The following is a 19,460-nucleotide window of genomic DNA, read 5'->3' on the forward strand; positions in this document are numbered from 1 at the left end:
CATGCAAGAAGAAACACCAAAATTTGCAATTTGCATTAAAAACGAAGGTTATCCAGCCTCTTTAGAGCTTCATAAGCTGTATCGCATTGTTCCGGACGCGAGTGCGACCAGAGACGATGATATTCGGATTATTGACGAGAGCGGAGAAGACTATTTGTATCCTGCAAGCTATTTTTTAGAGATTGATTTGCCAAGCACAACAAAAGATATCCTTCTGAAGATGGTCTAAGAAACGGTAATTTTTTGCACTCGGCTTGCAATTCCAATCGTTGTTTGATTATCGTCTGAGTAGCGCAACCTTGGTGAACCTCATGTCTACTCAACGGCATCAACACGCGATCGTGATCGGTGGCAGTATGGCTGGACTGCTTGCGGCTCGTGTTTTATCGGAACAGTTTGAGCGGGTGACGATCGTCGATCGCGATCAGCTTCCTCTCAGCGCAGAACCGCGTCGGGGTGTTCCACAATCCGTTCAGCCTCATGTGCTATTTTCCAAAGGCTACCAAATTCTAGAAGAATTGTTTCCGGGCATTGGAGAAACACTTGCGGCTCGTGGTGCAGTTGAATTTGATTGGGGCAAGGATTTTCTGTACTTTCAAAAAGGCAACTGGACACCCACAACTGAGACACCGATCGGGCTAAAATCTTACACTTGTACTCGCCCACTGCTTGAAAGTACAGTTCGACAACGAGTCAGCAGTCTTCCGAATGTTGAGCTTTTACAAAATCAGCGAGTGATTGGATTGTGGGGCAATGCGACTTCGATTCAGGGCATCAAACTGCAACAAGGAGGTCTATCGGCTCAGCTAGTGGTAGATGCGAGTGGTCGGAGTACCCACTTGCCGGAGTGGTTGCAAAATCTGGGTTTGACTCCGCCGCCGATGACCGTCGTTGATCCTGGATTGGGCTATGCAACTCGTCGTTACCGCATTCCTGCTGAGGCTCTACCAGATGCAAAAATTGTCTTGATTAGTCAAGAACCTCCAGATCAACCGCGTTTGGGATACTTAGCACAGGTAGAAGCGGATCAATGGATTGCAACTTTGGGTGGTTATGGGCGGGACTACCCACCTCTGAACGATCAAGGCTTTGTGAAATTTGCTCAAACTTTGTCTGACTCTGCGTTTTATCAAGCGATCGTTCATGCAGAGCCGCTTTCTGAAATTCAGGCACATCGAGCCACGGTTAATCGGCTGTATCACTACGAGAACACTAAACTACCGGATGGTTTAATCGCGCTTGGAGATGCTGTGTGTGCGCTCTGTCCGATTTATGGTCAAGGAATGACAGTTAGTGCGATGTCGTCGCTGGTATTGCGTCGCTGGCTTCAGCGATCGCGAAACTCAACGCTCAAAGGCATGAGTTTTCAGAAGCAACTCGCCCGGAGTAATGCGTTTCCTTGGTCAATTGCGACGGGTTCCGATTCTAAGTTCTCGACGACGAAGGGCGCGATTCCTCCAAGTTGGGCAGGAGAATTGTTTCAAGCTTATGCCGATCGACTTGCTGTTCGCGCTCAAAACGATGTTGACCTGCACCTACAATTTCTGCAAATCGGGCATATGTTAAAGTCTCCCGGTCTGTTGTTTCATCCTCAATTGATACTGAAAGCATTATTGTAGGTTTAGATGCAGCTTAGAAGAATAAGCTTCTCCGGTATGAACCATAATTGTAATAATCTGAAAGTCGATCGCGCTTGCTTCTCCTGGTTTTGCCCCAGTTCCCGCATTCACCGGATAAGCTGGAAAGCAAGCCCCGCTTAAACTCAAGCGAATTGCACTCCCTTTCGGAATGCAAATACAGGTGGGCTGCAATGGGATTTGACATAGGGAAAGTTCAGGACGATCGCTGCTCAAATATCCTTGTGTAAAGTTCATTACACTACCATTCGGTTTGACTTCAGACAATACAGCACACAGATCAAAGCTGGGTGAATTAGAACTTGCATAAACCTCAACAATACTCTCACCGGCTAAATGCAAATCAGCTTCTAAAGGGGTTGTCGTGTAGGTAAGAACATCGCTGCGAGCATCAATGCTAGAACGATCGAACGATCCACAAGGATAAGCCACATGACCGCCCAAAGCCGGAACAGGTCGCCAAGGATCATGCACGATCACATCGATCGCAGCTTCGGAAACTTGATCCTTTAACTGTCCGTCGCGATCGTCCATTCCTGCTAGTCCAGTGCTACAAAGATGCAATGTTGTTCTATTGCCCTGCGGAAATTCAGGGAACGATCGCCACGTATTGCTCCCCATTTCAAACAATTGCACAGGTGAATCGTTTAGCTCTTTATCTTTGAGCCAATGATCAAACCAGCGAATCTGAGCGCGATCGCAAAAACTCACGGCATTCGCGCCATAGTCGATCGCGCCAACTTTGCGACCCCAAGGTAGGTGCGCCCACCCTCCAACAATCAAATGTGCTTGCTTCGAGGATAGGTACGATCGCAAGGTTCCCCGCATGTAAGTATCAAACCAACCTCCGATGTAGAGCATTGGAATATCAATTGTGCTCACATCAACGGTTAATTTCTGCCAATAAGAATCAGTTGGCTCAGAACGATCGAGCCAAGTTTGATAGTAAGCATCATAGTGAGCAAACTTCTGAATCAACTCTGGACGGGCGGGAATACGATCGCTCAACGGCAGATTTTTCGCGGCTCTAGATAGTTCTAAAAATGCGGATTCATCTCTCTTTAATCGCGCTGTTTCTGCTGCGAGTTGAATTGCCCAACCTAAGTTCGCAAACAGACAAAATGCGCCATTCTCATATGCCCAGTCCTGATACACATCTGGAGCTAACATTGCTGGACAAATAGCTTTCAGTGCTTCCGGGCGGTTTACTGCGGCATAGAGTTGTGTCATTCCCTGATAAGAGAAGCCGTACATTCCAACCTTGCCGTTACTGCGGGGCAAACTTGCCGCCCAATTTACCGTCTCGAAACCGTCCTCAATTTCGTTCTCAAACAGCTTAAACTCGCCTTCTGACGTGCCTCTCCCCCGCACATCTTGAATCACTACAATATACCCTTGGGAGGCGTACCAAACGGGATGTGCATAAACGACCGTAGATGCGATCGCTCGTCCATACGGTTGCCGCATCAACAACACCGGAAATGTTCCTTCTGCATCCGGATAGTACACATCAGCATCAAGGCGGACGCGAACACTTTGTGAAGCAGAGCTACCGCGGGTGTACATCGAAACGGATTGCTTCGGCAAAACCTTCATCAATCGAACCTGTTGATTACTCTATCCATACGATAATTGGGGAACAGGTGAACGCCGCAACACCGCTAGATCTTCTTCATCCAGTTCAGCAGGTATGCCGCTGCGAATCAGTTCTGCAAAGTCCTCGTTCGGAATCATGATGCACAAGGCGTACAGGCGCTCAGATCCCGTATTGCAAACTTCGTGAATTCCGGTCGGAGGCACAAGCAAACTATCTCCCGCTCGAATTGGCACTTCTTTCCCGTCACAAATCGCGATCCCTTCGCCTTTAAGCACAAAGAACATCTCGACCGCCAGTTGATGACGGTTCGGCGGAGTTTTTCCACCCACATCAAAGATTTCAACACAAAGCGTTAGAGAAAAATTCGCGATCGTCGGATCAAACACGATCGCGAGACGATTGGTATCGTTGGGACTGATCCGATATGCCTGATACTCGGTCGGGGATTTGACGACTGGAATAACACAAGACTCTTCCATCGAATCATCCTCAGCGTGAAGGTTATTTGTAATTTATAGTTCGCAATCCGTAATTTCTGTTTATTTATTACGGATTGCGAACTATAAATCGCTACGGCACTTGAGGAAGGTTGCCATTGCTAAACCAGACGGCACTCTGAGTTCCATCGGTACTTGTCCAGCGAATATCAGAGAAACCATCGCCGTTGTAGTCGCCGATCGCCGGTTGAAATCCGGGCGGCTGAGTGGCGATCGGCGATATCTTTAGCGCTGTTCCAGAGAGCCACACCTGATTGACTCCGCTGCTGGGATTGCGAACGAGAAAATCAGTTTTGCCATTGCCATCAAAATCAGCCGTCTTGATGACAAAATCGCGACTGCGACCGGGAAGCGAAAACTGAAACGACAGTGGCTGCAAGTCAGTTGACCAGACCCAGAGCTGATTTTGTCCAGTCAGGCGATCGCGCCAAAATACATCGCTGCGCCCGTCACCATTAAAATCGATAATTTCTGCGCTCGAAGTGGGAGACTTGGAGCGAGTGCTTTCGACTTTAATTGCTAAAGTTTCCAGATCAATCGTGGCAACGGCATTCTCTCCGGTTAGAGGATTACGCAGAAACAAATCGGTTTGCTGATCGTTGTTAAAATCTGCGATCGCGATTTCCCAACCTGCACCAATCTCACCGCTGGATAGCTTAACGCGCTGAGTGCCATTCATCAGCCAAATGTTGTAGTCTCCGGTGGTGGAGTTGTACCAAAAGAAATCGCTTTTGCCGTTGGCATCAAAATCTCCGATCGTTTCCGTCCAATTGCCTTGTAAGGTTTCGAGACAGGATTTGGCTTGAATCGAAGTGCCATTGATTAACCAAACTTCGGTGCCTCCGGTTTTTGTGTTGCGCCAAACTAAATCTGTTTTGCGATCGCCGTTAAAATCACCAAAATTCGAGGGTTGCCAATCCCTGGACTTGCCAGGGAGAGAGCTTGAGCCGAGCGATCGTAGCCCATCAATCAATGTAATTTGTGAGACACCCGTATTCGGATTGAAACTAAAGAGGTCTGTGCGACCATCAGCATTAAAATCAGGAATTTTTAGAGGATTTAAAGTATTAGGAATCGCCATACTGCATTCTCTTATAGGAAACTGCGACACCTCAATATGTCTGCATTCTAAAATTTCTGCAACAAGAGAGTGGTTTCATAGACATATAGCACTATGGCGATTAACCTGTCGATACCGAGGTTAGGCTATCTTAATCCCGTTCAAAAGCTGGATCGAATTACTCACGAATCCGAAACATTGCTTTACGTTATACAGCGTTGCTTGCAGGCAGAACTCTGGAGAGGTGGTAGCGGTGCAGTCCTCGAGCAAGATGCAGTCATATCCGAGAAAATTCGCATCTTGTAGAGTTGCCATCACACACTGATCCGCATTTACACCAGCGAAAAACAGTGTCGTTTTCCCCGAATTTCGCAGAATACTATCCAGAGGAGTATCCCAAAATCCACTCATGCGATATTTGTCGATTTTGATGTCCGCGTCGATCGGATTGAGGTCATCGACGATCGCGGCTGCCCAGCTATCTTTTTCCAGCACCGGAGCCTGATTGTTCGGCAGGGGATCACCGAGTCCGACTCCAGTTCCAGTAGGATTGTACACATGACGAGTCGCGGGACTAATGTTGAGCAAATCCGGGCGATTTCCCCAATTGATCCAAACGATCGACATCCCAACTTGGCGCAAAATTGGAAGCAGTTGTTGAATCGGCACAATGGGCGATCGGGCCGGAGTGACATCGACTCCGATATGCGAGAGCCAGCCATCCGGGTGACAAAAATCGTTTTGCATATCAACGATCAACAATGCGGATTTTGTCAGATCAAGCCGTAGTGTTTTCGTTGCGGTTTGAAGTGTAATCGGTTGAGGGGGAAGCGGAGGTCGCGTCAGATCCGCGATCGATTCATCGACATACCAGGCATTCGGAGGGACACCAAGCGGGTGCAGGGATGGGTTCATAAGGTGGGGAACTCTGATTACAAATCGTTCTTCTATAGGTACTACAACAGTTTTATATCAAGCTGTTTATCAGAGCACGAATTTAAAGAGCAACATCATTTGCTGTAGGTTCGATTGGCTGAATTTTCTGATACAACTATTCTTAATTCTTGGGCTTGTTCAATTAAATCAAAACTCTAATTCTGTGGATTTAGCAATGCGTTTTTCTACATTAACAGCCTGCACGATCGGGTTAATTTCTGCCTCAAATTCGGTGCAAAAAACAGTGGCTCAAGATGTCGTTGTGCCAGAAGCAATTACCCCGATCGCAACTCAGCCTTCAGTCGCCTCTTCTCAAGCGGTTCCCTCTGCCGTTGTTGAAGCCCCTCGCCCGACTCCAGAATTTTCTCGCAAATCGAGCCAGGCCGCTCAGTCGATTGTGCCCCCTCAAGCCCAAACTCCGCGATCGCAGCAAACGCCGCCTCGATCGCCTAGTCCGGCATCCCCAACGCCACCGGATGTCGTGCTGACTGCAACCGATGTGCAAATTGTCGGTGCCTCTGCCGAACTCCAGCAACTTGTCCGCGCTCAGCTCCAAACGCAGCCTGGAGGCAACGTCAGCACCGCCCAACTTCAGCGCGACATCGCCACAATCCTGGAAACAGGCTTGTTTAGCACTGCCACCTTTACTACTCGCACCAATCCCAATGGATTAAGCGTCGTCTTTCAGGTGCAACCCGCGATCGTTCGCGCTCTAAATCTGGTGAATGCTCAGGCGCTGACCCCGACGATCGCCAATCAATTCTTTCAGGCTCAGTTTGGCGCACCCGTTAGTCCAACCGCCATCAATGAAAGCATTCGTCAAGTTAATACTTGGTATCGCCAAAACGGATTTAGCTTGGCGCGAGTGATTGGTGTGGTGCCCAATCGTGAAGGGGTGTTGACCGTAGAAGTGGCAGAAGGTACAGTCTCAAACATTCAAATTCGCTTTACCGACGAACAAGGCAGACCGACCAACGACAAAGGCGAACCGATTCGCGGCAGAACCAGAGAAAGCTTTTTGCAAACTCAAATTCAACTAAAGCCGGGGCAAATCTTCCAGGAGTCTGTTGCTCGTCAAGATCTGCAGCGCATTTTTCAAACCGGATTATTTACCAACGGGCGCATTTCTCTTGAAGGCGATGCCCGTCGCACAACGGTTGTCTATAACCTCACCGAAGCCCGTAGCCGCGCCCTAAACGTTAGTGGTGGAATTAACGACGACTTAGGCGTATTTGGCAGTTTCAGCTACAACGACAACAACTTTAACGGAGTCGGACAGCAACTCGGCAGCAATGTCTCGGTTGGAACTCGTGATGTTCAGTTTGATGGGCGATTTGTTAGTCCCTATCGTGAGACTGAACCGGACAAATTAGGCTACAGCGCCAGTGGTTTTCGGCGACGCGGAATTTCGCGGGTGTTTGACGATGACACCAGCCGATTGGCGAACGGCGATCGCGTCCGGGAAGGTCGCTTCGGTGGAACCGTGGCGGTGAATCGTCCGATCGGGGAGGGTTGGAACGGAACCTTAGGGGTGAACTATACGCGGGTGAGTTTGCGGGATCAGGGTGGAAATGTGGTGAGGCGCGATCGCAATGGTGCGCCGCTGTCATTTAGTGGCACGGGAATTGATGATTTGACGACGGTGAATTTTACGGCGGTGCGCGATCAGCGAAATAACCCCGTCGATCCGTCAAGCGGCTCGATCTTATCGCTGACGACCGAGCAATCGATCCCGATCGGGCGGGGCAGCATTCTTTCCAATCGTCTGCAAGCGAACTATTCGCAGTATATTCCGGTGAATTTCTTTAATCTGGAGAAAACGCAGAACCAGCCGGAAGTGTTGGCGTTTAATGTGCAGGCGGGAACGACGATCGGGGATCTGCCGCCGTACAATGCGTTTTCGCTGGGAGGTGCAAATTCGGTGCGGGGATATGATATTTCCAAACTGGGGATTGGTCGCAGTTTCGTGTTGGCTTCTGCGGAATACCGTTTTCCGATTTACAGCATCATCGGCGGGGCGGTTTTTGCGGATTTTGGGTCGGATTTGGGGTCAGCGAATTCGGTGTTAGGAGCGCCAGGGGAAGTGCGGGGATTGCCGGGAACGGGATTTGGATTCGGGGTTGGGCTTCGGCTGAAGTCGCCTTTGGGGACAATTCGAGCGGGGTATGGAATTAATAACCAGGGTGAAAGCCGACTTCAGTTTGGGTTTGGGGAGAAGTTTTAAGAGGCTTAGGGTTGGCGAGAGTTTTGCTTCGGTTCGATCGATTGCCCCCTAAATCCCCCGCGAGTGGGGGACTTTGAGAAAATTGAGATTTGCCACATTTGTTGGGTGGTTGAATGAGGTACGAACCTGAAGCAAGCCTTAAGTTGCGGACTTCCACGTTCCATGAAAGCCGATCGGGATCACTTCGGGTAAGCCTAATCGACACACAGGCTGATCGTTTAAACGATCGCTATCGAAAACCCAAACTTCACTCTGATCGCGATTGCCATCGTAAACAACGGTGATAATCCAACCTTGATTGGCATCGATCGCGTCCGGTGCGTAAATCGGCTCCATCGGGTAGCAATTCTCACCGCAATCTGCTTCAACCAATGCTCCGGTTTTTTGATCAAATCGAGCGATCACGCCCAAGATTTCTTTCGCTGGATCGGCATTCCGACGATGCAGCGAAAGATAGGTCTGTTGCCAGGATTGCCCAACCTCTACGGGTTTGACAACTGGAAATTCACAATGTCGATCGAGCAATTCCTGCTGCTCCAACACCTTTCCAGTGAGTGGATTAACTCGAATTTGCCAGAGTGTCGATCGTGCTGATGTCTGAGTTTTTCCGGTTGCCACTTGTCTGAAATATTCGTTTGTGTTGAAGTCAGCGTAACGAATCACATCAACCACAGCGTTTCCATCCCGATCGACGCAAGCGTTGCCAAAGTGCCATTGATACCAGGGGTCGGTTTCGCCTTGGCTAATCAGTTTTAGAGTTTGACGATCGAATACCAGTACCTGAGTTCCTTTCTCTGGTTTCCAGTCAAACGAGTCGCTAAAACTCTTCAGCCTAGTTAACAACAGCAACGGATTTAATCGCACAGGCGGAATGAAGAACAAGAGATACTGTCCTGCCATGACAAAATCATGAATCAGCGGAACTCCATCTAGTTTGTGACTGTCCTGTTGTTGTAGCTTGCCGCTGGCATCTATGCGGTACAGATTGAGAATCGTATCTTTCCCGAAGCTGACTCCGAAATTATAAAAATCGCCTGTCTGCGGATCGCGTTTTGGATGTGCGGAAAATGGCAGCGAATCGGATAAGCCTCCCAAATTATCAAGGCTGCGGGTTTGGAGGGTTTCGAGATCGAGCGCATAGGGATGTCCGCCTTCCCAAAGCGCGAGGAGTCGATCGTTCAACGCTAACACCGACGTATTTGCCGCATTCTTCAAGCCTTTAGTGAAGCGATCGATCAGTCCTCCGGGTGGCAACATTCCATATCCGGTGTACAGCAATCGCCCAGCGCGTTCTTCGTCGAGAAATTCTGGCGTTTCAACATAGCGATACACACCTGTTGCGCCTGTTTGATCAAAATGCACTCTCAAGATTGCACCATCGCCATCAAACCAATGTCCAACGCGAGTGTTACCCCGCTCTAATCGAGCTGGGCCATTGCGATACAAAGAACCGCGTAATCCTGGGGGAATTGCACCAGAAAGGAGCGGAAGTGTTGTTGGCGCAAATCCTTCTGCTGTATGTAAGACTGATTGATTCCAGGTGTACGATGCCTCTGGCGCAGAAAAACCTGTTCGTGTTGCAGCTACCATAATTCTCTCAATTTAACGATCTTCTGTCTTTGAGTTCGACAGAATGTCGTGTGTCACTAATACAATCGTACAGCCTTGTTCTTTAGCAAAATCAAGTTCTAGAACTGTATGCAAATCACTCCGATGTCGGGACTGTCTGATACAATGAACGGCGTTGTCAACTAGATGTACATCCTTTGAGCCAATCGATCGATGATCTACCCAAGGTAGACGATTTTCTACAAGAACTTGCCACGATTCAGCAAACAGGGTCGAAGCGGATCGCGATTTTAGGATCGCGTCACGTTCCGATTACGCATCAAACCTTGATCGAACTGATGACCTATGCCCTAGTGCTAGAAGGGAATCGGATTATCACTTCCGGTTCTACGGGAACCAATTTCGCCGCGATTCGGGGAGCGCTACGGGCTGATCCATCGATGCTGACGGTGATTTTGCCGCAAGGACTCGATCGCCAGCCGCGCGAATCGCGTGAGCAGCTTGAAACGGTGATGCACTTGGTTGAATGCCCAGAAAATAATTCTTTATCGCTGGGTGAAGCGAGTGCGCTGTGTAATCAGGAAATTATTTCGCGCTGTCAGCAATTGATTTCGTTTGCGTTCCATGACAGCCATACCTTGCTGCAAACCTGCCGCGATGCCGAAGATCAGCGTAAAGTTGTGACACTGTTCTATTTTGATTAACTTATGCTGTTTGGACTCTCTGTTCCAAGTCTGCTGTTGATTGCGATCGCCGTTGCGGTCGTGTGGATTTACTTACCGTTTTTGGTCGTGGCATACGGACGAGTGCAAATCGGCTACAGCAAAGAGATCATGGCGGCTCCTCGCGCTGCGTTTGACAAGCTTCCAGACTATGCAAAACGCGCAACCTGGGCACACCAAAACGCCCTCGAAGCCTTCCCGATTTTTGCCGCGGCTGCACTGATGGCGTATGTTACCAATCAGACTTCTGAAATCGCAGGATGGGCGGCGATCGTGTGGATTACTGCGCGATTTTTGTTTCCGGTTTTTTATATTTTGAACATTCCAACTTTGCGATCACTGATGTTCGGAATTGGTTCGATTTGCAGCTTTACGCTAATCGGATTAAGCTTGATCAGCACGCTTTAATTATTGCTTATGGCTTCTACTTTTTCGTTTGATATTGTTAGCGACTTCGATCGCCAAGAATTGGTCAACGCGATCGATACGACCAAGCGCGATGTCCAGAGTCGCTACGATCTCAAAGACACGAAAACGGAGATCGAACTCGGTGCGGATACGATCACAATTAATACCGATAGTGAATTTACGCTGGATGCGGTGCATACTCTAATGCAGCAGCGAGCAGCAAAGCGCAATTTATCGCTGAAAATTTTTGATTACGGTAAGATTGAGTCCGCGAGTGGAAATCGCGTTCGGCAGGAAATTAAGCTGAAAAAAGGAATTAGCCAGGACATCGCAAAGCAAATTACCAAAATTATTCGCGATGAATACAAGAAGGTTCAAGGCTCGATTCAAGGCGATGCAGTGCGCGTTTCGGCAAAATCGAAAGATGATTTGCAAGTGGTGATGCAACGGATGAAGCAAGAAGATTTTCCGGTGGCGTTGCAGTTTACAAACTACCGATAGGTTGTGGAGTTTCTGCCGTATACATCCATCTTTTTCCCGCTTCGTTGCCATCGGCTTCAGCCCCCTAAATCCCCCAATTTGGGGGACTTTGAACTTGAAGAAATCATTGCATTAGAACACTCTTTTTTCTTCAAAGTTCCCCAGAATGGGGGATTTAGGGGGCGAAAGATCTCAGCCATCACAGATCGATCGACCTATTTGTACAAGCTAAAGATCGCCAATTCTGGGGGATGTTGAATATTAGTCATTGGATTCGATTACGTCTTGAATTTCTAGCGGGAAAATCACTGTAAAGGTTGATCCTTCTTGAGGTTGGGAAGAAAGATAGATATTGCCTTTCAAGAGTTCCACGAGACGAGCCACGATCGCCAACCCCAATCCGGTACTATCAGGTGATCGCATCGTACCAACGCGCTCAAACGGAGCAAACAGTCTGATCTGATCTTCTGGATCAATCCCGATTCCCGTATCCGTCACAGAGATCGCCCAGCGATCGTTGGCTAAAGTGCGACTGGTGATCGTGACGCTGCCAAATTCGGTATAGCGCACCGCATTACTGACTAGATTGACAATGACTTGCTGCAACCGATAAGGGTCAGTGATGACTTCGGCTGGAGCCTGATCCAGTTCAGTGATCAATTGCAAGCCACGATCGTTCGCCAAAGGTTGGATGACTTCTAGAACAGCTTGAATCAAAGCAGGCAGGTCAATCACTTCGGGGATCACCTGCATTTTTCCAGCTTCGTAGCGCGAGAGATCGAGTGCATCATTGATCAGACGCAGCAACCGTCGTCCACCCCGTAATACTTTCTCGACATGTTCTAAGCTAGCGATAGAATCTCGTGCTTGTTCTTGTCGGGATTGCCGTAAGAACAAATCTGCATAGCCAATGATCGAAGTGAGCGGTGTTTTCAGTTCGTGAGCGAGAATAGAGAGATTATCTTCACTCGATCGTGCTAATCGCTTCAGCTCGGTAACGGTCATGCTGAGTTGGCTTCGCACTTGTTCCAATTCATCTAACCGTTCAGCAACATAGCTTTTGAAGCATTTTGAAATCGCAAGGTCGATCACCGTATCAATCACCATGACTGCACGAAAAATTTCTTCAGACGTGCCTGTGAGTAGCTCGGTGCGAAGACAGTCGAAAATCGTTTTGCGTAAGAGATGGTACTCTTGGGCGATTTCGCTGGGGTCAAAGCCTTGTGCCGCACGCAGGACACCATGAGAAATACTTGCTTTTGCAACTGTCTCATCATCATCGGCTGCTGTTTGCGACATTGTGATCGCCATTGCTATCAACACATCCTCGATGTGATCCTCGATCGCAGTTCGATCTATAGTCGCTGCACTGCGAATGTGGCGATCATTTCCTACCGCATCTGCCCAGTTTTGCTTGATGCGATCGATGTTATCTTTCAGCAGTTGGCTAAAATCCTGCATAGCAACGGTTAGAAAGCTTTGAGGATTATCACCAAAAAGGTTATCGAAATTAATCTATCATGCGAGTGAAAGCTACTTCAAAGCAGGAATGTTTGGGCGTAGGCACAGATATGCAAGGGGACCAAATAGCGGAACAAGCGCAACGACCCAAAAGAACTGAGATTGCTGCATTAATCCCCGTCGCGCCATATCATCACTCAGCAAGGTTGGATAGGGAAACAATAGCGTAAATAGTAAAACTGCCAGCGTCATGCCGTGAATAAATTTATCAGTTAGAAATGATTGAATAAAAGCGCCCCAGTCACCAAATAGAATCGCGAACAATAGCAATACCAGGGTACTGATGGTCAGAACGATACCTGTCGATCGAGCATCCAACACCGAGAGTAGAGGATCTTTTTCGCCCAAGAACTGTTCATTCGGTTCGCGCAGTGCAAGATAAGGAATCAACGCAAGCACACCTGATGCGATCGACCCTAGCACAAACGCCCAAGCTGGAATTCGCTGCGTTCTACCATCAGCAAAGATTAGACAGCTATAGATGAGTAGCCAGATTCCAACCATGCTGAATATCGACACGACCACCGGATTGAGTAGCGGAATCTGTCCTGATAACAACGTTTGAATGGGCTGTAGCAAGTTAGAGCGCAGAGGTGGAGCAAACCACAGCACGTAGATAATAAATCCAAACCATATCATCCATAAGCCTAGTTTTCGTAGCATTCCCTGCTCCTTATCCATTTGCTTGTGAGCTTCTAAGTTACCTCGAATGACGGTGGGATAGGCATCTTGCTCGTTCTCAAAATTACTCAAGCTCCGAGCGAGATGCCTGACCCGCAGGCGCTTTTATGCTAAGGATTCGCCCGCTTGCATCAATAATTCGCCCAACTGCTCGACTTTAACTGCGATGTCTCCAGTCGCATCGGCTGCGGCTTCCGAAGTATCTTCACCCAAATCCATCAGAATCTCTGAAATTGCAGCAACATCGCCATCTGCCAAGGCTGCTTTGAGAGCGCCGAGATCTTCTGATAGATCAGTGCCTTGAAGCTGCTGTTGCCAACTTTCGATCGCTGCAATCGCTTGCTCGATCGGAATCGAGGTCAGTCCGCCCTGAAGTGCCGAAATCGTGGTATCGACATCAATCGTTTTAATCGAGTCTGCCATAATTGATCATCCTAGGTTTTGTAAAAAATTTTCACAATTGCCTCACACCTGTCTCGATTCTTGCAATCTGTCCTTAGAATTCGTCTTCCTTATGAGGGAGATAGGCGATCGCCTGAATTCCTAGCAATTTCATCTAACTCAGTCTTTGGATTGATACATTTCGCACACAAATCTTTATACAGTGAAACGGTTACCTGCCCTGCGTTGATCTGTAATGATGCGACTTCCGACTTCTGCCCGATTGACGCTCAGCCATCTCGGACTCGCTGGTGTGCTGTTTCTAAGTGGCTGTAATCTGATTCCATCTAGCGACGCTCAGCAACAGCCCAATCGCCAGAATCAGCAAGGAGGAGCGGTTGCAGTGGATGCTGCGGTGGCGGAACTGAGTGCTTTAACAGAAGACCGCAGCTATACGGGAACGACTCGCCCCTTTCGTGAGGTTTCGCTACGATCGCAAGCCGAAGGCAGAATTACAGATATTACGGTGAATGTGGGGGATTCGGTGCGGGCAGGTCAGGTTGTGGCTCAGTTAGACGGCACGATCGCCAACTCATCTGTTGCTCAAGCCGAAGCCGAAGTTGCAGCGCGAGAATCGGAAGTTGCGAGCTTACAAGCAGAAGTTGAAGAAGCTCGAACTCAGGTCGAACGAGCACGATTAGAATTGCAGCAAGCGAGCTCGGATTATCAGAGACAAGCGCAATTGTTTCGTCAGGGTGCAATTTCAGAGCAACAAACGGAAACGGCTAGAACCCGTGTCGGAACCGCAGAACAGGCATTACGATCGGCGGAAAAACAAGTCGGAAATCGGCAGCAAGCCGTTACCGCTTCGGCTAGGCGAATTACGGCACAGCAAGCGATCGTCAGTCAAGAGCGTGAACGTCAGTCTTACAGCGTTCTCACCTCTCCGGTGAATGGCGCAGTGCTAGCGCGTCCAACGGAACCCGGAAACTTAGCTCAACCGGGAACTGAAGTGCTACGACTGGGTGATTTTAATCAAGTGAAAGTAGAGGTGCAGGTTTCAGAGCGAGAGTTTGCGAATATTCGAGTGGGGCAGAGAGCGCAAGTTCGGTTAGACGCGCTACCGAATCAGACGATCACCGGAGAAGTCACGCGAATTTCACCTGCCGCAGAAACACGAGCGCGATTGATTCCAGTTGAAGTTACCATTCCAAATCCCAATGGCAGAATTGGCAGTGGATTGTTAGCGCGAGTCAGTTTCCAAACCGGAAACGCTCGGCAAGTAGTGGTTCCAGAGACAGCCACGCAAATCGGACAAAGACCGCAGCAATCATCTGATCAAAATCAAGAGCCACCCAAGTCCGCCACGATCTATGTGGTGACTCGATCGGGGGAGCAAGCCACAGTCAGCCCCCGACAAGTGCAGCTTGGCAAACGGGTAAACGGGCAAGTCGAGGTTTTATCAGGCTTGAATGCGGGTGAATCGTTTGTGGTTCGCAGCAGTGGCAAGTTAGAGGCGGGTGCGCCAGTTCGGTTGAGCATTTTATCGCAAGGATAGAAACATGACAGTGCAGAATCCTCCGTCGCGTGGCTTTAGTATTAGCTCGATCGCGATTCGGCGACACATTGCGACCTTGATGCTGACGCTCACTGCGGTCGTACTTGGCGTTTATTTTCTATCGAGTCTACAAGTCGATCTGCTGCCTTCGATTACCTATCCTCGAATTGGGGTGCGGGTACAATCGCCCGGAATTTCGCCGGATGTGGCAGTCGATGAGGTGGCTCGTCCGCTTGAAGAAGCGCTGTCTGCAACAGAAGGTGTCATTCAGGTTTATTCACAAACTCGCGAAGGACAAGTCAGCGTAGATCTGTTCTTTCAACCGGGGGGAAATATTGACCAGGGGCTGAATGATGCGACGGCAGCGTTTAACCGAGCGCGGGGGAACTTGCCGGATACGATCGAGGAACCCACGCTCTTCAAAGTTGATCCATCTCAGCTTCCGGTTTACGAGTTTGCGGTGACTGCTCCTTCTTCTAAGCCGGTTGATTTGCGCGTGTTTGCCGATGAAGAATTGGCGCGGGAATTAGGAGTCGTTGAAGGAGTTGCCGCAGTTGATGTCTCTGGAGGCGTAGAGGAAGAAGTTCGGGTAATCGTGGATCTCGATCGATTGCAGGCACTTGGCGTAGGTTTGAATAGCGTTTTACAAGAGCTAGAAGAAACGAACCAGGATGTTTCCGGGGGTCGAATTTTAGGCAGAAATTCTGAACCGCTGACGCGAACGATCGGGCGATTCAAAACCGCAGCGGAAATTCAGGATTTGTCCTTTCAGGCTGCAAATCAATCAACAACATCATCGACAACACAATCTGAAACACAAAATACAACATCATCTCCAACGCAGCCGACAACGCCATCACTCTCTAATCGTGTCAATCTGCGCGATTTTGCCGAGGTTAACGACGGCACTCAGAAACAGCGCGTTTTTGTAAATTTGAATGGTCAGCCTGCGGTAAAAGTGAGTATTCAGAAACAACCGGATGCGAACACCATTCAAGTTGTTGAGGGCGTGAAGCGGCGGATTGAGGAATTACGTCGATCGGGTGTGATTCCGCAAGAGATGCAGCTTCTTTCAACCTTAGACGAATCGACCTTTATTCAAGCATCGCTCAACAGCGTCACCGAAGCAGCGTTATCAGGAGCAGCACTCGCCGCGTTTTCGGTTCTATTATTTTTAGGATCACTCAGGCAAACTTTTATCATTTCGCTAACGATTCCACTCTGTACATTAATTGCGATCGCGGTAATGAGACTAAGCGGTTTCTCGCTGAATATCTTTAGCATGGCAGGGTTAGCGATTAGTATCGGTCAAGCTGTGGATACTTCGGTTGTCATTCTGGAAAATATCGATAAAAAGGCTGAAGGGCAGGGAGGCACAGCAGGGTTAGCGACGCAAGGAACTGGAGCAGCGATCGATTTAGTTGAAGAGAGTAGTCGTGAGGTCGAGTCCTCGCTCGTTGCGGCAACCGGTGCAAACTTAGTTTCAGTCTTGCCGTTTATCTTAGTTGGCGGCTTTATTTCCCTATTGTTTAACGAGTTGATCTTAACGATTTGCTTTGCGGTTGCGGCTTCGCTGCTGGTCGCAGTGACTGTCGTGCCGATGTTAGCATCGCGATTGTTAGCGATTCGCTGGTCGAGTCGGGTGAATCGCTTTTGGGTGTTTCGTCAGTTTGATCAACGTTTAACAGGTGGAACCCGACGCTATGCAGGGTTGCTTGCTAAAGCGACCCGCAAACCGCTCTTGGTGATCGTGCTGGCATTTCTGCTTCTCGGCGGTAGCGGTTTGTGGATGGCGGGACGAATCCCACAAGAAATCTTGCCGCGAATTAGTACCGGACAAGCAAATTTATTCGCTCAATTTCCACCGGGAACGCCGATCGCAACCAGCCAAAAAGTTATGCAGGAAGTTGATAAAATTCTGCAAGCTCAACCGGAAACTGAATATGTGTTTACGACGGTGGGTGGCTTTTTGTTTGGCAACAATACGTCTGAGAACCCTCTCCGTGCTTCGAGCAACATCACCCTAAAGTCCGGTACAGATGTAGAGAAGTTTGTTGAAAAGATCAATAGTGAATTTCGCAGGCTCAATTTAGTAGACATTCTTCTCCGTGTCAGTCCAGGACAGGTGCGGGGCTTGATTTTGAACAACTCCCCGGTTCGAGGTGCAGAAATTGATGTGATTTTGCAGGGACAGAATCTTGATCAATTAGAAGCAGCAGGACGGCAAGTTTTAGGGGCATTATCTCAGTCAACACTCGCCCGATATCGCCCAGATGCGGATCAGCGTCAGCCAGAAATTCAGATTGAGCGCGATCGCGAACGTTCCGCAGAACTCGGACTCAACACACTAGCAGTCGGAGAAACCATTCAGACTGCGATCGAAGGTTCCATCCCAACTCAGATTCAGCGCGGGAATCGCCTGGTGGATGTTCGGGTCGAACTGAATGAAGCAGCGATTCAAAATGCGTCACAAGTTGAGCAGATTCCATTGTTTACTGACGACAATCAATTAGTTCGCCTCGGTGATGTGGCAACTATTCGCACCGGACGCGCACCGGGGCAAATCCAGCGCATCAATCAACGGCAAGTGTTCCAAATTGCTGGCACCTTGAATGAGGGTGCAAATTTGGGAGATGCTTTGGCGGAAGTCGATCGCATTCTTCAAGGGGTTCAACTTCCGGACGGAATTTCTCGCTTACCCAGTAGTGCGGCTGCAAGCAATCAACAGCTTCAAAGTGCTTTACCGGTGTTGGGTGGTTTAGCGGCGTTTCTCGTGTTTGTGGTAATGGCAGTGCAATACAACTCACTGATTGATCCACTGGTGATTATGTTCACGATCCCGCTTGCATTATCCGGTGGTATTATTGGGCTATTCGTAACCAATACTGCGATCGGTGCAACGGTGATTGTCGGTGCAGTCCTACTCGTGGGCATTGTGGTGAACAATGCGATCATCATGGTAGAAACTGCGAATGAAATTTACAAAGATGAAGGACTCGATCGCCGATCGGCCATTCTTAGAGCCGCACCCGAACGGTTACGCCCAATTCTAATGACGACTGTCACCACTGTTTTAGGGATCTTCCCGTTGGCGCTGGGATTGGGAGAAGGTAGCGAATTTCTTCAGCCTTTGGGTGTTGTGGTGTTCTCTGGACTATCTTTATCGACATTGCTCACACTGTTCATCATTCCGTGCTTCTATGTGCTGCTGCATCGATGGACAGATGGCGGATTCCACTTCAAATCTCGACGGCAGCGATCGTTGCCCAGAGTTGAAGAGCCTGTTTCGTCTATTTCCAAAGTCTCTCAGGATGGCGTGTCTTAGCTCACCGTTAAGATGTCCGATCGATTATGTGTCCTTATTCTACGGCTTGTCATTCAGGACGATCGCCGGAACTAGGGGCAAAACCAATCGGACAAAAGCACCCCTCTAGCTGTACGTCATCACTTGAAGCGCTGAGCCTTGCTTCGGCAGATTCGCTCTACTCAACGACAGTGAATTTCCACCTCTTCGCACAGGAGTTCCGCCCATTGCGCTCAAGAACGCATCCAGCCCGCCGATATCACACTCACCCTTCGCCGCCGCCGTTCGATAATACATCGGCACAATTATTTTGGGATTGAGCATTTGAATGGCTTGCTTTGCCTCTTGCGGATCGTAAGCCTTCGCACCGCCGCCAACTGGGATAAATAGTACATCTGGCGAACCGATCAAAATCTTCTGCTCTAATGTGATCGGTGCGGCAGTTCCGCCTAAATGCACCAAATTTAAGCCGCTCTGCGACCAGCGCCATGCAATATTGCGTCCGAAGCGTCTGCCGCCGACGCGATCGTGCTCCGTCGCCACCCCCTGAATCTTCAACCCACCGACGTTATACGCGCCTGCTTCAAACAACAGCTTCGGATTACCAGGGACAACATCGATCGCGCCTTCGTCTAAAATCTGGCTGCTAATCATCACCAAATCTGTAGCCACGTTCGGCAGACGATACCCGGCTGTACAGCCCTGCGCGCGAAATGGATTGACTAAAATTCGTTGTCCGCTTCCGGTGAACAGAAAGCACATATGACCGAGATAGCGCACTGACAGTCCGCCAGACTGCGCCCGTAGGGGCGTGGCGGTCAAACTTGCTGCCAATCCCGCGCCCGCAAATTGAATAAACTGCCTGCGTTTCATACTTCCTCACAC

At 49.1% G+C, this 19,460-nt stretch carries 17 protein-coding genes; 8 read left to right on the top strand and 9 right to left on the bottom strand.

What is annotated here, in order from left to right; all coding sequences use genetic code 11:
- Position 1 precedes the first annotated feature (1 nt).
- Positions 2 to 229, top strand: coding sequence for a hypothetical protein (locus tag NC980_RS02870; RefSeq protein ID WP_190379623.1), 228 nt, complete (start codon positions 2 to 4; stop codon positions 227 to 229).
- A gap of 82 nt (positions 230 to 311) precedes the next feature.
- Entirely contained in the window at positions 312 to 1,619 is a 1,308-nt protein-coding gene (locus NC980_RS02875; RefSeq protein WP_190379624.1) for a monooxygenase, read from the top strand.
- Here the strand turns inward: NC980_RS02875 and NC980_RS02880 are convergent.
- From NC980_RS02880 to NC980_RS02895, 4 genes are all read right to left on the bottom strand, one after another.
- Positions 1,611 to 3,233, bottom strand: coding sequence for a CocE/NonD family hydrolase (locus tag NC980_RS02880; protein WP_190379625.1), 1,623 nt, complete (start codon positions 3,231 to 3,233; stop codon positions 1,611 to 1,613). The two genes, NC980_RS02875 and NC980_RS02880, sit on opposite strands and share 9 nt — an antisense overlap.
- 21 nt (positions 3,234 to 3,254) lie before the next feature.
- Positions 3,255 to 3,713, bottom strand: a complete 459-nt coding sequence (locus NC980_RS02885) for a cupin domain-containing protein (protein WP_190379626.1) — start codon at positions 3,711 to 3,713, stop codon at positions 3,255 to 3,257.
- Positions 3,714 to 3,804: 91 nt separating this feature from the next.
- Entirely contained in the window at positions 3,805 to 4,812 is a 1,008-nt protein-coding gene (locus NC980_RS02890; RefSeq protein WP_190379627.1) for a VCBS repeat-containing protein, read from the bottom strand.
- A 120-nt stretch (positions 4,813 to 4,932) separates the two neighbouring features.
- Entirely contained in the window at positions 4,933 to 5,706 is a 774-nt protein-coding gene (locus tag NC980_RS02895; protein ID WP_190379628.1) for an isochorismatase family cysteine hydrolase, read from the bottom strand.
- 196 nt (positions 5,707 to 5,902) lie between these two features.
- Between NC980_RS02895 and NC980_RS02900 the strand changes: the two genes are divergently transcribed.
- On the top strand, positions 5,903 to 7,951 hold the full coding sequence (locus tag NC980_RS02900) for a BamA/TamA family outer membrane protein (protein WP_190379629.1): 2,049 nt from the start codon (positions 5,903 to 5,905) through the stop codon (positions 7,949 to 7,951).
- Between the two features lie 138 nt (positions 7,952 to 8,089).
- Here NC980_RS02900 and NC980_RS02905 read toward each other — a convergent pair whose 3' ends face one another.
- Complete coding sequence (locus tag NC980_RS02905) at positions 8,090 to 9,541, bottom strand: carotenoid oxygenase family protein (protein WP_190379630.1); 1,452 nt, start codon at positions 9,539 to 9,541, stop codon at positions 8,090 to 8,092.
- A gap of 176 nt (positions 9,542 to 9,717) precedes the next feature.
- On the opposite strand from NC980_RS02905, the gene NC980_RS02910 reads away from it, so the two are divergent.
- From NC980_RS02910 to NC980_RS02920, 3 genes are read left to right on the top strand one after another with little or no spacing between them, the layout of a single operon-like run.
- Positions 9,718 to 10,224, top strand: coding sequence for a hypothetical protein (locus NC980_RS02910; RefSeq protein WP_017291091.1), 507 nt, complete (start codon positions 9,718 to 9,720; stop codon positions 10,222 to 10,224).
- A gap of 3 nt (positions 10,225 to 10,227) precedes the next feature.
- On the top strand, positions 10,228 to 10,650 hold the full coding sequence (locus tag NC980_RS02915) for an MAPEG family protein (RefSeq protein WP_190379631.1): 423 nt from the start codon (positions 10,228 to 10,230) through the stop codon (positions 10,648 to 10,650).
- Between the two features lie 9 nt (positions 10,651 to 10,659).
- On the top strand, positions 10,660 to 11,151 hold the full coding sequence (locus NC980_RS02920) for a YajQ family cyclic di-GMP-binding protein (protein ID WP_190379632.1): 492 nt from the start codon (positions 10,660 to 10,662) through the stop codon (positions 11,149 to 11,151).
- Between the two features lie 240 nt (positions 11,152 to 11,391).
- Here NC980_RS02920 and NC980_RS02925 read toward each other — a convergent pair whose 3' ends face one another.
- The 3 genes from NC980_RS02925 to NC980_RS02935 form a co-directional block, all read right to left on the bottom strand.
- Entirely contained in the window at positions 11,392 to 12,591 is a 1,200-nt protein-coding gene (locus tag NC980_RS02925; RefSeq protein ID WP_190379633.1) for a sensor histidine kinase, read from the bottom strand.
- A 72-nt stretch (positions 12,592 to 12,663) separates the two neighbouring features.
- Positions 12,664 to 13,404, bottom strand: a complete 741-nt coding sequence (locus tag NC980_RS02930; protein WP_242027230.1) for a hypothetical protein — start codon at positions 13,402 to 13,404, stop codon at positions 12,664 to 12,666.
- 33 nt (positions 13,405 to 13,437) lie between these two features.
- Positions 13,438 to 13,755 carry a hypothetical protein gene (locus NC980_RS02935; RefSeq protein WP_190379634.1) on the bottom strand — a complete coding sequence of 106 codons (318 nt, stop codon included), beginning with the start codon at positions 13,753 to 13,755 and terminating at the stop codon, positions 13,438 to 13,440.
- A gap of 214 nt (positions 13,756 to 13,969) precedes the next feature.
- Between NC980_RS02935 and NC980_RS02940 the strand changes: the two genes are divergently transcribed.
- Both NC980_RS02940 and NC980_RS02945 read left to right on the top strand, forming a co-directional pair.
- Complete coding sequence (locus tag NC980_RS02940) at positions 13,970 to 15,271, top strand: efflux RND transporter periplasmic adaptor subunit (RefSeq protein WP_242027231.1); 1,302 nt, start codon at positions 13,970 to 13,972, stop codon at positions 15,269 to 15,271.
- A 4-nt stretch (positions 15,272 to 15,275) separates the two neighbouring features.
- A complete protein-coding gene (locus NC980_RS02945) occupies positions 15,276 to 18,596 on the top strand; it encodes an efflux RND transporter permease subunit (protein WP_190379635.1) in 3,321 nt (1,106 codons plus the stop codon).
- 105 nt (positions 18,597 to 18,701) lie between these two features.
- On the opposite strand, the gene NC980_RS02950 is transcribed toward NC980_RS02945, so the two are convergent.
- Positions 18,702 to 19,448 (bottom strand): MBL fold metallo-hydrolase, encoded by a 747-nt coding sequence (locus NC980_RS02950; protein WP_190379636.1) that lies wholly within the window; start codon positions 19,446 to 19,448, stop codon positions 18,702 to 18,704.
- Positions 19,449 to 19,460 lie beyond the last annotated feature (12 nt).

It is taken from the genome of Leptolyngbya sp. AS-A5, from assembly GCF_039962495.1.
In the GTDB taxonomy this organism is placed as follows: domain Bacteria; phylum Cyanobacteriota; class Cyanobacteriia; order Leptolyngbyales; family Leptolyngbyaceae; genus Leptolyngbya.

What these genes read in the sequence shown, in the direction of transcription:
- NC980_RS02870 (WP_190379623.1), top strand. Translation starts at nt 2, where the DNA reads ATGCAAGAAGAAACACCAAAATTTGCAATTTGCATTAAAAACGAAGGT.
- NC980_RS02875 (WP_190379624.1), top strand. Translation starts at nt 312, where the DNA reads ATGTCTACTCAACGGCATCAACACGCGATCGTGATCGGTGGCAGTATG.
- NC980_RS02880 (WP_190379625.1), bottom strand. Translation starts at nt 3,233, where the DNA reads ATGAAGGTTTTGCCGAAGCAATCCGTTTCGATGTACACCCGCGGTAGC.
- NC980_RS02885 (WP_190379626.1), bottom strand. Translation starts at nt 3,713, where the DNA reads ATGGAAGAGTCTTGTGTTATTCCAGTCGTCAAATCCCCGACCGAGTAT.
- NC980_RS02890 (WP_190379627.1), bottom strand. Translation starts at nt 4,812, where the DNA reads ATGGCGATTCCTAATACTTTAAATCCTCTAAAAATTCCTGATTTTAAT.
- NC980_RS02895 (WP_190379628.1), bottom strand. Translation starts at nt 5,706, where the DNA reads ATGAACCCATCCCTGCACCCGCTTGGTGTCCCTCCGAATGCCTGGTAT.
- NC980_RS02900 (WP_190379629.1), top strand. Translation starts at nt 5,903, where the DNA reads ATGCGTTTTTCTACATTAACAGCCTGCACGATCGGGTTAATTTCTGCC.
- NC980_RS02905 (WP_190379630.1), bottom strand. Translation starts at nt 9,541, where the DNA reads ATGGTAGCTGCAACACGAACAGGTTTTTCTGCGCCAGAGGCATCGTAC.
- NC980_RS02915 (WP_190379631.1), top strand. Translation starts at nt 10,228, where the DNA reads ATGCTGTTTGGACTCTCTGTTCCAAGTCTGCTGTTGATTGCGATCGCC.
- NC980_RS02920 (WP_190379632.1), top strand. Translation starts at nt 10,660, where the DNA reads ATGGCTTCTACTTTTTCGTTTGATATTGTTAGCGACTTCGATCGCCAA.
- NC980_RS02925 (WP_190379633.1), bottom strand. Translation starts at nt 12,591, where the DNA reads ATGCAGGATTTTAGCCAACTGCTGAAAGATAACATCGATCGCATCAAG.
- NC980_RS02935 (WP_190379634.1), bottom strand. Translation starts at nt 13,755, where the DNA reads ATGGCAGACTCGATTAAAACGATTGATGTCGATACCACGATTTCGGCA.
- NC980_RS02940 (WP_242027231.1), top strand. Translation starts at nt 13,970, where the DNA reads ATGATGCGACTTCCGACTTCTGCCCGATTGACGCTCAGCCATCTCGGA.
- NC980_RS02945 (WP_190379635.1), top strand. Translation starts at nt 15,276, where the DNA reads ATGACAGTGCAGAATCCTCCGTCGCGTGGCTTTAGTATTAGCTCGATC.
- NC980_RS02950 (WP_190379636.1), bottom strand. Translation starts at nt 19,448, where the DNA reads ATGAAACGCAGGCAGTTTATTCAATTTGCGGGCGCGGGATTGGCAGCA.